10 protein-coding genes are annotated in these 12410 nt (G+C 63.8%); 2 read left to right on the forward strand and 8 right to left on the reverse strand.

Features of this window, described 5'->3' with window-relative positions; genetic code table 11:
- Positions 1–50: 50 nt before the first annotated feature.
- A complete protein-coding gene (locus HX818_RS13285) occupies positions 51–563 on the reverse strand; it encodes a dihydrofolate reductase (RefSeq protein ID WP_177020252.1) in 513 nt (170 codons plus the stop codon).
- 90 nt (positions 564–653) lie between these two features.
- Between HX818_RS13285 and HX818_RS13290 the strand changes: the two genes are divergently transcribed.
- Both HX818_RS13290 and HX818_RS13295 read left to right on the forward strand, forming a co-directional pair.
- Positions 654–2033 (forward strand): DUF2868 domain-containing protein, encoded by a 1380-nt coding sequence (locus tag HX818_RS13290; RefSeq protein WP_177020253.1) that lies wholly within the window; start codon positions 654–656, stop codon positions 2031–2033.
- Positions 2026–3399: a DUF3482 domain-containing protein gene (locus HX818_RS13295; protein WP_102604114.1), complete on the forward strand. Its 1374-nt coding sequence runs from the start codon at positions 2026–2028 to the stop codon at positions 3397–3399. The genes HX818_RS13290 and HX818_RS13295 overlap by 8 nt, the downstream gene beginning before the upstream one ends.
- Here HX818_RS13295 and HX818_RS13300 read toward each other — a convergent pair.
- The 7 genes from HX818_RS13300 to HX818_RS13330 all read right to left on the reverse strand — a co-directional run bounded on the left by HX818_RS13300 (position 3396) and on the right by HX818_RS13330 (position 12406).
- A complete protein-coding gene (locus HX818_RS13300) occupies positions 3396–3950 on the reverse strand; it encodes a phosphonate degradation HD-domain oxygenase (RefSeq protein ID WP_177020254.1) in 555 nt (184 codons plus the stop codon). The two genes, HX818_RS13295 and HX818_RS13300, sit on opposite strands and share 4 nt — an antisense overlap.
- Positions 3950–5074, reverse strand: coding sequence for a TIGR03364 family FAD-dependent oxidoreductase (locus tag HX818_RS13305; RefSeq protein ID WP_177020255.1), 1125 nt, complete (start codon positions 5072–5074; stop codon positions 3950–3952). Before HX818_RS13305 ends, HX818_RS13300 begins: the two co-directional genes overlap by 1 nt.
- 125 nt (positions 5075–5199) lie before the next feature.
- Positions 5200–6216 carry a putative 2-aminoethylphosphonate ABC transporter substrate-binding protein gene (locus HX818_RS13310; RefSeq protein ID WP_003213811.1) on the reverse strand — a complete coding sequence of 339 codons (1017 nt, stop codon included), beginning with the start codon at positions 6214–6216 and terminating at the stop codon, positions 5200–5202.
- A 23-nt stretch (positions 6217–6239) separates the two neighbouring features.
- Positions 6240–7964, reverse strand: a complete 1725-nt coding sequence (locus HX818_RS13315; protein WP_177020256.1) for a putative 2-aminoethylphosphonate ABC transporter permease subunit — start codon at positions 7962–7964, stop codon at positions 6240–6242.
- Between the two features lies 1 nt (position 7965).
- A complete protein-coding gene (locus HX818_RS13320; RefSeq protein WP_023659299.1) occupies positions 7966–9030 on the reverse strand; it encodes a putative 2-aminoethylphosphonate ABC transporter ATP-binding protein in 1065 nt (354 codons plus the stop codon).
- A 225-nt stretch (positions 9031–9255) separates the two neighbouring features.
- A complete protein-coding gene (locus HX818_RS13325; RefSeq protein ID WP_008438952.1) occupies positions 9256–10119 on the reverse strand; it encodes a LysR family transcriptional regulator in 864 nt (287 codons plus the stop codon).
- A 16-nt stretch (positions 10120–10135) separates the two neighbouring features.
- Positions 10136–12406, reverse strand: coding sequence for a heavy metal translocating P-type ATPase (locus tag HX818_RS13330; protein ID WP_177020257.1), 2271 nt, complete (start codon positions 12404–12406; stop codon positions 10136–10138).
- Positions 12407–12410 lie beyond the last annotated feature (4 nt).

The following is a 12410-nucleotide window of genomic DNA, read 5'->3' on the forward strand; positions in this document are numbered from 1 at the left end:
TTTTCAGTAATACTCGGTCAACTGTGGGAGCTGGCTTGCCTGCGATGCTCTTAGGCTTTTTCCCAGACTTCGAAGTTGTACGCCGGCTTGTCACCCTCAGCCGGATTCTCGACATTCGACACCAGCTTCCACTGGTTCAAATCAAACTCGGGAAACCACGCATCCCCGTCCGGGCTCAACGCCACCCGCGTCAAATACAAGCGGTCCGCCTGCTCCAGCCCCTGGGCATACAACTGCGCGCCGCCGATCAGCATCAGCTCATCCACGCCCTGCGCCTTGGCCCATTCCTCAGCCCGCTCCACGGCCGCGTCCAGTGACAGAAAAACTTCCGCACCTTCCAGCGCCAAGTCGGTCTGACGGCTGACCACAATGTTCAACCGGCCCGGCAACGGTCGCCCCAGGGAATCCCAGGTCTTGCGCCCCATGATGATCGGCTTGCCCAGGGTGGTGGCCTTGAAATATTTGAAATCCCCCGGCAAATGCCAGGGCATGCTGTTGTCGACGCCGATCACACGGTTTTCACCGAGGGCTGCGATCAGGCTTAAAGGGAGAGTTTTTTTCATGGCGACGAGAATACCAGAGCCGCGCGCGGCATACCCCAACCGGCGTTCCAGCGGTTATGCTCCAGACTCACTGGCTCAACAGGACGGCGCGTGACAGCTCTGAACCCCCTGCAAACACTCTGGCTGACCGAGACCGTGCGCCTGCGCGAGGAACACGCGGGCGCCCTGGAAGACCAGGAAGCCAATCGCCTGGCCCGCAGCGCCGGCGGCGATTTGCCCACGCGCATTCAAAACCGCGCGCTGTGGCTGGCCGAACGCGATGGCCTGACCGCCGCCCTGACCCGCTGGCTGCAAGGTGCGCGCCTGGCGCTGATCCTGCTGGCGGCAGTCGCCATTATCAGCGGCGCCGGCCTGGCGTTTGCCGCGCTGGGCAACGGGTTGGCGCCGGTCAATGTGTTCTGGGCCCTGGGCAGCCTGCTGGGTTTGAACCTGATCCTGTTGTTGAGCTGGGCCCTGGGCCTGTTGTTTGCCGGTGAACACAGCGCCAGCCTCGGCCGCCTGTGGTTATGGCTCAGCGAAAAACTCGCCCGCGACGCCAAGGCCGCGCAACTGGCGCCCGCGCTGCTGCTGTTGCTGCAACGGCGCAAACTCAATCGCTGGGCCGTCGGTGTGCTGGTCAACAGCCTGTGGCTGCTGGCCCTGCTCAGCGCCCTGGTGATCCTGCTGACGCTGTTGGCCACCCGGCGCTACGGCTTTGTGTGGGAAACCACCATCCTGCGGGCGGACACCTTTGTCGCCGTGACCCAAACCCTCGGCGCCCTGCCCGCCTTGCTCGGCTTCAATGTGCCCACTGTCGAGATGATCCGCGCCAGCGGCGATGCCGCCCTGAATATCGAAAGCGCCCGCCAGGCCTGGGCCGCCTGGCTGGTGGGCGTGCTGCTGGTATACGGCATCCTGCCGCGCCTGATCCTCGCGCTGCTGTGCCTGTGGCGCTGGAAACGCGGGCGCGCCGCCCTGAGCCTCGACCTTAACCTGCCCGGCTACAGCCAACTGCGTGAACGGCTGATGCCCAGCAGCGAACGGCTTGGGGTCAATGATGCGGCGCCCGAACAGTTGCACCACGTAACCGGCGGCGTCAGTGAACTGGAAAGCGACGGCGCCCTGCTGGTGGCCATCGAGCTGGACGACCAGCGCCCATGGCCGCCGAAGCTCCCGGCCAGCGTCAAGGACGCCGGCATCCTCGACAGCCGTGAATCCCGCAACAAGCTGCTGGAGCAACTCACCCGCTTCCCGCCCGCGCGCCTGGCCATCGCCTGCGACCCACGCCGCTCGCCGGATCGCGGCAGCCTTGCGCTGATTGCCGAACTGGCCCGCAGCGCCACCGCCACTCGGGTCTGGCTGCTGCAAGCGCCCGCCGGCCAGGCCCTGGATGCTGAGCGCCTGGGCGATTGGCACACGGCCTTGCAACAACTGGAGATACCGTTCGCCGATTGCGCGCCGCTCACCTGGCTGGAGACCGGTCATGACTAAGCCCCTGAAACTTGCGGTGGTCGGCCACACCAACGTCGGCAAGACCTCGTTGCTGCGCACGCTCACGCGAGACGTCGGCTTTGGTGAAGTCTCCCATCGTCCCAGCACCACCCGGCATGTCGAAGGTGCGCGCTTGTCGGTGGACGGCGAAGCCTTGCTGGAGCTGTACGACACGCCGGGCCTGGAAGATGCCATCGCCCTGCTCGATTACCTCGAACGCCTGGACCGCCCCGGCGAACGCCTCGACGGCCCGGCACGGCTGGCGCGTTTTCTGGAAGGCAGCGAGGCCCGGCAACGCTTCGAACAGGAAGCCAAGGTGCTGCGCCAACTGCTCGCCTCCGACGCCGGGCTGTATGTGATAGACGCCCGGGAGCCGGTGCTGGCCAAGTACCGCGATGAGCTGCAAGTGCTGGCCAGCTGTGGCAAGCCGTTGCTGCCGGTGCTCAATTTTGTCAGCAGCGCCGACCACCGCGAGCCGGACTGGCGCGAAGCCCTCGCCCGCCTCGGCCTGCACGCGCTGGTGCGTTTCGACAGCGTCGCGCCGCCGGAAGACGGCGAGCGCCGGCTCTATGAAAGCCTCGCCCTGCTGCTGGAAAACTCCCGTGGGCAACTGGAACGGCTGATCCTTGATCAGGAAGCCCAGCGCCAGGCCCGCCAGCAAAGTGCGGCGCGGCTGATCGCCGAACTGCTGATCGACTGCGCCGCCTGCCGCCGCAGCGTGGTCAGCGAAGCCGAGGTAGAACAGCAAGCCATCAGCGAACTGCGCAAAGCCGTGCGCCAGCGCGAACAGCGTTGCGTGGAGGCCTTGCTCAAGTTGTTCGGCTTCCGCCCGCAGGACGCCGCCGCCAGCGATCTACCGCTGCTGGACGGGCGCTGGGGCGATGACCTGTTCAACCCCGAGACCCTCAAGCAACTGGGCGTGCGGGTCGGTGGCGGAATCGCAGCCGGCGCGGCGGCCGGCGCAGGTGTGGATCTACTCGTAGGCGGCCTGACCCTCGGCGCCGCCGCACTCGCCGGTGCCATCGCGGGAGGCGCGCTGCAAACTGCCCGCAGTTATGGCAGCCGCCTGCTGGGCAAGATCAAGGGCCAGCGCGAGCTGACCGTCGACGACAGCGTGCTGCGCCTGTTGGCCCTGCGCCAGCGGCAACTGCTCAAGGCCCTGAACCTGCGGGGCCATGCGGCGATCCACAGCATCAAGGTCGACACGCCACAGGACAAGACCTGGCGCGAAGGCAAATTGCCCGAAGCCCTGAACAAGGCCCGGGCTCATCCGCAATGGTCGTCCCTCAACCCGCACCCCAAATTGAGCCAGGCCGAACGCCAGGAACAGGTCGAAGCCCTGGCCCAGCGCCTGGACGAGACCTAAGCCGCCAACAACTGCCGGGCCTTGGATTTCAACACTTCAAGGTCCAGCACCGGCACATGCATTTCCTTGGCTTGTTCATCCCAGTGACGCATGCGCAGGCTGACGGCGCACAACGGGTCCTGCTCAAACGCCCGGGCTTCCTCGGCGGTCATCACGCCGCCCTGGTAACCCAAGGTACGACGGCTGGCTTCGCTCAAGCGTGCGTAATAATCCGGCTGGCTGAAGGTCAGATAACGCTTGGCCTGCACGTGGTATTCCACCAGTTTTGCCATCCGCTCGCTGAAGCCTGCGCGGCGCAGATAATCGGCGCCCAGCCGTTCATGGCTGACCACACCATAACCGCCCATGTTCTCGCCACCTTGGCCGCAGATATGCCCGATATCGTGGAAGAACGCTGCCAGCACCACTTCATCATCGAAGCCCTCAGCCATGGCCAACTGCGCAGCCTGGGACATGTGCTCGATCTGCGAGACCGGTTCGCCGATGTAGTCAGCCGTGCCGTGCTGTTCGTAAAGGCCGAAGACCTCGGCGATTGCCTGCTCTGCGTTCATCACGCGCTCCCCCACAACTCTGTGATATTGCGCTCCGCCATCGCCGGCCCAACGCTCATGCCCACGCCGGTGTGCATCAACGCCGCACTCACCCCCGGCGCCGCCCGCAGGAACGAAAACGGCCCTGGGCCACGGGAACCATAGACACCCTGCCAGCGCTCCACGACCTGGATCTTGCAGCCCAGGGTATGTTCGGCCAGTTCGATCATCCAGTTGTCCACCTGTTCGGCGTTGAACGGTGAAGGATCGCTGCCGTAATGGTGGGAATCTCCGATGATCAGTTCGCCATAGGGTGTCGGGCTGATCAGCAGGTGAATACCGTTTTCATGCAGGTGCGGTACATCCCGCAGAATTCCGGCCTGTACCGGCGCGGCTTCCGGCAAATCGGCGAAGGCGCCGTAGTGCACGCAGCTGAGGCCGGTCAGCAGCGCGTGTTGCAGGTTCAACTCCACCACTGGCCGGGCGCGCAGCATTTGCAGGCGGCAGATTTGCGGGTTGAGTTCGGCAATCTGCTCGGCCAGCAGCGTCTGGTAGTCGTGACCGGAGCAGACAATGATCTGCTCGCCGCGAAAGGAGCCGGCCGTGGTGTGTACCTGGCCGGGCTCGATGTCGCGGACCAGGGTAGAGAAATGAAACTCCACGTTCAGTTCGCGGCTCAGGTAGTTGATCAGCGCCGGGATAGCCTCGCGCGAATACAGTTGTTGATCATCCAGGCCGTGAAGCGCAGCGCGGTGATGGGCGAACTGGCCACCGTACAGCTCGTGCAGGGCGGCGCCTTGCAGCAACTTGACGCGATAACCGTGTTCTTGCGCGCGACCGGCGCAGAAGGCTTCAAGCAAGTGCTCTTCGGCTTCGGTGCGGGCGAACAGATAGGAGCCGTTGCGCTTGAGCTGGATGCCGGCGAGTTGCGCCCACTGGCCCCAGATTTCGCGGCTTTCCCGCGCCAGGTCGAGCATCGGCCCGGGCGGCTGGCCGGTGACCAGTGCCTGGCCAAAGTTGCGCACGGAAGCACCCAGCGGTGTGGCGCTACGCTCGAAGACCTTGACCTTGAGGCCGCGTTTGGCGGCCGCATAAGCGTGGGACAGGCCGAGGATGCCGGCGCCGATGATCAGCAGTTGTGTCATGAAGACCTCTCGTTCCCACGCTCCGCGTGGGAATGCATCCTGTGACGCTCCGCGTCACGACTACAAAAGCGGACGCAGAGCGTCCAGAGCCGCGTTCCCACGCAGAGCGTGGGAACGATCGGTGGTTATTGTTTTTCCGACTTGCCGTCATAGCGCTTGCGCCATTCGGTCAGGATGCTGTCGCGGTTTTTCGACGCCCAGGCAAAGTCATTCTTGATCAACCGCTGCTCGTAGTCCGCCGGCAACTCGGTCTGCGGCTTGGCGATGCCCGGCTGGGCCAGTACCGCGAAGTTTTCCTTGTACAGCTCCATCGCCGCGGGGCTGGCGGAGAAGTCGGCGAGTTTCTGTGCCGCGTCTGCGTGGGCAGTGCCCTTGATCACGGCAGTGGCTTCGATATCCCAGCCCAGGCCTTCTTTCGGCAGGATGATGTCCAGCGGTGCGCCCTGGCGCTTCAGCTGAACGGCCGGGTATTCGAAGGAAATGCCGATCGGGAATTCACCCGAGGCCGCCAGCTTGCAGGGTTTGGAACCGGAGTGAACGTACTGGCCGATGTTCTGGTGCAGGTCGTCCATGTACTGCCAGCCCTGCTTCTCGCCGAAGGTCTGCAACCAGGCACTCACATCCAGGAAACCGGTGCCGGACGAGGCCGGGTTGGGCATCACGATCTTGCCCTTGTACTCAGGCTTGGTCAGGTCCTGCCAGCTCACCGGCTTGCTCAGGCCCTGCTTTTCGGCTTCGACAGTGTTGAAGCAGATGGTCGCAGCCCATACGTCCATGCCGACCCAGGCCGGAGGATTGGCGGCGTCGCGGTAGTTCGCACCGATCTTGCTCAAATCTGCCGGTGCGTAGTTTTGCAGCATGCCCTGCTGATCGAGAATCGCCAGGCTGGAAGCGGCCAGGCCCCAGACCACATCAGCCTGCGGGCGGGCTTTTTCGGCAAGCAGCTTGGCGGTGATGATGCCGGTGGAATCGCGCACCCATTTGATCTCGATGTCCGGGTTAACCTTTTCAAAGGCCTGTTTGTAGGTCTTCAATTGCTCGGCTTCGAGGGCCGTGTACACGGTCAACTCGGTCTTGGCGGCAAAGGCATTCAGGCTGAACGCAGTGAGCACAGCAGCGGCTAACGCCAGGGGCTTGAACATGGTGCAGTTCCTTTATGGGTGAATTATTGGCCGGGCGCGGTTTGGCGCCAGGCCTGGGAGCGGCGCAACAAGCCGCGTGAGGCCCACGCCAGCAGCAAGGACACGCCCGCCGAGGTGAACAGGATCAGGGTCGACATGGCCGCCGCACCGCCGACGTTGCCGGCGTCGTCCATATTCAGTACGGCGACGGCGGCGAGGATGGTGTCGGGGCTGTAGAGGAAGATCGCGGCGGAGACGGTGGTCATCGCCGAGACGAACAGGTAGCGCACGATGTCCAGCAGCGCCGGCAGGCAGATCGGCACGGTGACCCGCAGGTAATGGCGGTACAGCGGCGCCTTCAGCGACAGCGCGGCGGCTTCGAATTCCGCGTCCAGTTGGCGCAGGGCCGTGGTGGCGGTCATTTGGGCGGTGGTCAAATAGTGAGCAATGGTGCACACCACCAGCAACGTCATGGTGCCGTAGAGCACATGCAGCGGGTTGCCGTTGAGGTTGAAAAATAACACGTAGCCCAAGCCGAGCACCAACCCCGGCACCGCCATCGGCACGAAGCTGAGCATGCGCAGCGCCAGGTTCAGGCCCTTCTGGCCCCTGGTCTTTTCCATCAGGTAGGCGCCGGTGAAGATCAGCACGCTGCCGATCAACGCGGTGCACAGGGCCATGGTGATGCTGTTGCGGTAGGCCAGCCAGCCGCCGCCGGCCGTGTCTTCGAACTGGTAGTGGGCCAGGGACAGCGAAAGGTTATAGGGCCAGAATTTCACCAGGGATGAGTAGACCGCCATGCCGAACACCAGCAGCAGGATCGCGCAGATCAGCAGGACGATGGCCAGGTAGCAGCCATCCCGCAGTTTCGACGGTGCCGGCTGGAACACCTGGGCGCGGCCGCTCATGGAGTCGCCATGGCGGCGGCGCAACCAGGCGTCGACACCGAAGCTGAACAGTGCCGGCAGCAGCAGGACCATGCCGATCAAGGCACCGCGGCCGAATTGCTGCTGGCCGACCACAGCTTTGTAGGCTTCCAGCGCCAGTACTTGATAGTCGCCACCGACTACCACGGGCACGCCAAAGTCAGTGATGGTCAGAGTGAACACCAGGCAAAACGCGGCAAACACGGCCTGGCGCGTCGCCGGCCAGGTGATGCTGCGAAACGCCCGGGCGGGACTCGCGCCCATGCTCGATGCGGCGTCAAACAAACGTGCATCCGCCAGGGAAAGCGCCGACAACAGGATCATCAAGGCATGGGGAAAGGTGTAGATCACTTCGCCGAGGACGATGCCCCAGAAGCCATAGATGTTGTCCGACAGCAGCCCGCGCAACATGCCCTGGTTGCCGAACAGGTAGACCAGCGCAATCCCGGGCAGCATCGACGGCGCCATCAACGGCAGCAGCGACATGCCGCGCCAGATCGCCTTGCCCGGAATAAGCGTGCGTTGCAAAGCGTAGGCAAACAGATAAGCCAGTGGTACGACGATGGCGGCAACGCTGCCGGAAACCTTCAGGCTGTTACCGAGCAGCCAGTGGAAATTGTCGCTGGTGACCAACTCCCGCGCCGCCACCAGGCCACCGCCCTGCCCGGCTTCACTGCTGAAGCCGCGCCAGAAGATCGCCAGCAGCGGCATCAGCACCGCGACGCCCAGCAGGCAGAGCCAGAGCAGCTTGCCGCCGACTACAAAAATACGGTCGCCGAGTTCGGCACGGGAAACCTGACGAGCCACGTTATCGGGTATCGGCAGAGTCATATCGCGGGCCATCTCAGGCAAACACCTGCAGGCTGCGCGGGGGCAGCGCGACCCAGATGTCCTGGGCGCCAAGGCGCGGCATGGCTTCCGGGGCCAATTCGGCCAGCAGCGGATGGCCGGGCAGTTGGTCCAGCTCGAAGCTCATGCGGCAGCGGTTGCCGAGGAAAGTGATCTCGCGGACCTTGGCCGGGAACAGGTTTTCTTCATGCACCGGCGGGTTGACGCTGATGGCTTCCGGGCGGCAGAACAGACGGCCCGATTTCGCGACGCCTGCGTTGTCCGCCAGGCGCATATTCATGCCGCCAACCTGGGCGTGGCTGGCGCTGTTGCGACTGAACGGCAGCCAGTTGCCCTGGCCGACAAACTCGGCCACGAACGGTGTGGCCGGGCGGTCGTAGATTTCCTGGGGCGTGGCGTACTGCTCGACCTTGCCGTTGTTCATCACGGCAATGCGGTCGGCCATCAGCATGGCCTCGTCCTGGTTGTGGGTGACCATCAGGGTGGTGATGCCCAAGCGGCGCTGCAATTGGCGCAGCTCGGTGCACAGATGCTCGCGCACCCGGGCGTCGAGGGCCGACATGGGTTCGTCCAGCAGCAGCAAGGACGGCGCCGGCGCCAGGGCGCGAGCCAGTGCCACACGCTGTTGTTGGCCGCCGGAAAGTTGGCCGGGGTATTTCTTTTCGCTGCCCACCAAACCCACCAGTTCGAGCATCTGCCCGACACGCTTGCGCACTTCATCACGGCCACTGCCGGTGAGGCCGTAGCCGATGTTCGCTTCGACGGTGAGATTGGGAAACAGCGCATAGGACTGGAACAGAATGCCGTAGTCCCGAGCCTGGGGTGCCAGTAGGGAAACATCGCGGTCGCCGAGGTACAACTCGCCGCTGTCCTGGCGCTCCAGGCCGGCGATGCAGCGTAGCAAGGTGGTCTTGCCGCAGCCCGACGGGCCCAGCAGGCACACCAGTTCGCCAGCGGCGACGTCCAGGGACACGTTATCCAGCGCGGTGAAGGCGCCGAAGCGTTTCTGTACACCGCGCACCTTCATTGGCGCGCCGGGGTTTGTCATGGCTGTGTTCATGGAGGCACCTCATCAAACTGATGAAGGTCATCCTAGGCAGGCAATGCGTCCCTCTTGTGGCAGAAAGGCAAAACGTGGCGATAGTGGTATTGGTGGATTTGGGTTGTGCCGACAGATTGTTCCTGCGCTCTGCGTGGGAATACATCCTGTGACGCTCCGCGTCACGACCTTAAGAGCGGACGCGGAGCGTCCAGGCCGGCATTCCCACGCAGAGCGTGGGAACGATCAGAGAGGGGACATTTCCTGCGCCAACCCCAGGAACGCCGCCGGCAACCGGGCGCCCTTTCGCTCTTTGAGGCAGTACAAATACTCGGGAATCTGCGGCGCATTTTCGATGGTCAGCACGCGCAATTGCGGGTCGTGGGGCACTTCCTGGCGGGCAATGATGCTGATGCCGATATTGCGCAGCACTGCCTCACGGATCGATTCCCGGCTGCCGATCTCCAGCAACGGCCCGTAACTCACGCCGGCGCCCTGCAACATCTCTTCGGTCAATCGACGGGTGGTCGACCCCGGCTCGCGCATCAGCAAGGTATGCCCGGCCAGCGCGGTCAGCGGTACATGTTCAAGTACCGCCAGCGGATGATTGCGATGCACCGCCAGCACCAGCGGGTCCATGCCCAGTACCCGCCGGATCAGGCGCGGGTCTTCAAGCAGTTGAGATGAGGCAGCGACGTCGACACGGTAGTCATCCAGCGCTTCCAGCACCTGCTGGGAGTTGCCGATCTCCACCGAAACCTCGACCTGTGGCAGCCGCTCGCGGAAGGTTTTGACCAGGTCGAGGATGTAATAAGGTGCCGTCGCGGCAATCCTCAAGGCCCCTTGTACCTGGCCACTGTTGCGCAGGAAAAACTCGATATCCGCTTCCTGCTGCAACAGCGCCTTGACCATCGGCAACAGCCGCGCACCTTCATCACTGACGGTCAGGCGGCGCCCGCCACGGTAGAACAATTCCACCGAGTACTGGCTTTCCAGGTGACGAATCTGGGTGGTCACCGTGGGCTGGCTGAGCCCGAGCTTTTTCGCCGCCTGGGTAATGCTGCCCAGGCGGGCGACCATGTAAAACGCCTTCAGCTCGGCACTCAGCACACCACCCTCTCATCGACTATTTGCGCAGCAGGCGCAGACCATTGAATACCACCAGCAGGCTCACGCCCATGTCGGCGAACACCGCCATCCACATGGTGGCCATCCCAAGGAAGGTCACCGCGAGGAAGATCGCCTTGATCACCAGGGCCAGGGCGATGTTCTGCTTGAGGATACTCGACGTTTGCCGCGACAGCCGAATGAATGCTGGAATCTTGCGCAGGTCGTCGTCCATCAGGGCCACGTCGGCGGTCTCGATGGCGGTATCGGTACCCGCAGCAGCCATGGCAAACCCGATCTCGGAACGGGCCAGCGCCGGGGCGTCGTTGATGCCGTCGCCGACCATGCCGACCCGGTGGCCCTTGGCGTAGAGCGCTTCGATGGCTTGCAGTTTGTCGGTGGGCAACAAGTCGCCCTGGGCCTGGTCGATGCCCACCTGATCGGCGATCGCCTTGGCCGTGTGGGTGTTGTCGCCGGTCAGCATCAGGGTCTTGATGCCCAGGTCATGCAACTGCTGGATGGCTTCGCGGCTGGTGTCCTTCACGGTGTCGGCCACGGCGAACAGCGCCAGCGGGCCGGACTTGTCCAGCAGCAGGACCACGGACTTGCCTTGTTTTTCCAGGGCGAAGAGCTTCTTCTCCAGGGCCGGCGAGCACAGGTTCAGCTCTTCCACCAGACGGTGGTTGCCCAGGTAGTAGACCTCGCCATTGATTTCACCCTTCACACCGCGCCCGGTCAGGGCCTCGAAGTTATCCACAGTGTGCACGGTGAGGTTTTTGTCCACAGCCGCGTTCGCGATGGCCAGGGACACCGGGTGATCGGAGCGCCCGGCCAGGCTTGCAGCCAAAGCCGGTGCGCTGTCTTCCATGTTCGGGAACAGCGCCAGGTAATCGGTTTGCACCGGCTTGCCGTGGGTGATGGTGCCCGTCTTGTCGAGGGCCAGGTAGTCGAGTTTGTAGCCACCCTCCAGGTACACACCGCCCTTGATCAGGATGCCTTTGCGCGCCGCGGCGGCCAGGCCGCTGACGATGGTCACCGGGGTGGAAATCACCAGTGCACATGGGCACGCGACCACCAGCAATACCAGTGCGCGGTAGACCCATTCAAACCACACACCGCCCATGAACAGCGGCGGAATCAACGCCACACCCAGGGCAAAGATGAACACCGCCGGGGTGTAGACCTTGGCGAAGGTGTCGACAAAACGCTGGGTTGGCGCGCGTGCGCCCTGGGCCTGTTCCACGGCGTGGATGATCCGCGCCAGGGTCGAGTTGTTGGCGGCTGCAGTGACTTTGTATTCCAGGGAGCCGGCCTGGTTGATGGTGCCGGCGAAGACTTTGTCGCCCACGGTCTTTTCGATCGGCAGGCTTTCACCGGTAATCGGCGCCTGGTCGATGGTGGACTGGCCGGAGGTGACTTCACCGTCCAGGCCAATGCGCTCGCCGGGACGAACCCGCACGATGGCGCCCAGTTCAATGACTTTAACCTCCTGTTCAACCCAACTGCCATCTGCCTGACGGACCGTGGCCTGTTCCGGCGTCATCTGCATCAAGCCGCTGATGGCGTTACGTGCGCGGTCCAGGGACTTGGCCTCGATCAACTCGGCGACGGTGAACAGGAACATCACCATCGCCGCTTCCGGCCACTGGCCGATCAGGATCGCGCCGGTGACGGCGATGCTCATCAGGGCGTTGATGTTCAGGTTGAGGTTTTTCAGGGCGATCCAGCCCTTTTTGTAGGTGGTGAGGCCGCCGCTGAAGATCGAGATCAGCGCGACCAGGGCAATCACCCACGTCGGGGCTGCGTTGGTGAAGTGCAGCACTTCAGCACCCAGCGCGCCCACGCCGGACACAGCCAGCGGCCACCAGTGCTTCTTCGCCGGCGGCTCAGCCGGGGCGACGCCTTCTTCGATGGGGTCCGCCTGCATGCCCAGGGACTTGATGGCGTCGATGATCGGCGCGGTCGTTGGCAGGTCGTGGGTGACGCCGAGAATGCGGTTGATCAGGTTGAATTCCAGCTGCTGCACACCCGCAAGCTTGCCCAGTTTGTTCTGGATCAGCGTCTGCTCGGTGGGACAGTCCATGGCTTCGATGCGGAAGGTGCTCAGCCGCGAGCCCGCTGTCGGGGCTTCGGTCAGCGTCACCAGCGCCGGCGCGGCCTTGCTGGAACAGCAGGAATCGCCATGGCTGGCATGGTCGTGCTTCTGCACAGGTTTGAGCTTGGGGCCGTGATCGTGCGCGTGGTCATGATCATGGTCGTGCTTGTGCGGGGTGTGGATGGAATCGCTCATTCTG

It is taken from the genome of Pseudomonas sp. F9001 (assembly GCF_013385435.1).
Classification (GTDB): Bacteria; Pseudomonadota; Gammaproteobacteria; order Pseudomonadales; family Pseudomonadaceae; genus Aquipseudomonas.

Coding starts and splice junctions, on each gene's coding strand:
- HX818_RS13285 (WP_177020252.1), bottom strand. CDS start 563: ATGAAAAAAACTCTCCCTTTAAGCCTGATCGCAGCCCTCGGTGAAAAC.
- HX818_RS13295 (WP_102604114.1), top strand. CDS start 2,026: ATGACTAAGCCCCTGAAACTTGCGGTGGTCGGCCACACCAACGTCGGC.
- HX818_RS13300 (WP_177020254.1), bottom strand. CDS start 3,950: ATGAACGCAGAGCAGGCAATCGCCGAGGTCTTCGGCCTTTACGAACAG.
- HX818_RS13305 (WP_177020255.1), bottom strand. CDS start 5,074: ATGACACAACTGCTGATCATCGGCGCCGGCATCCTCGGCCTGTCCCAC.
- HX818_RS13310 (WP_003213811.1), bottom strand. CDS start 6,216: ATGTTCAAGCCCCTGGCGTTAGCCGCTGCTGTGCTCACTGCGTTCAGC.
- HX818_RS13315 (WP_177020256.1), bottom strand. CDS start 7,964: ATGGCCCGCGATATGACTCTGCCGATACCCGATAACGTGGCTCGTCAG.
- HX818_RS13320 (WP_023659299.1), bottom strand. CDS start 9,030: ATGAACACAGCCATGACAAACCCCGGCGCGCCAATGAAGGTGCGCGGT.
- HX818_RS13330 (WP_177020257.1), bottom strand. CDS start 12,406: ATGAGCGATTCCATCCACACCCCGCACAAGCACGACCATGATCATGAC.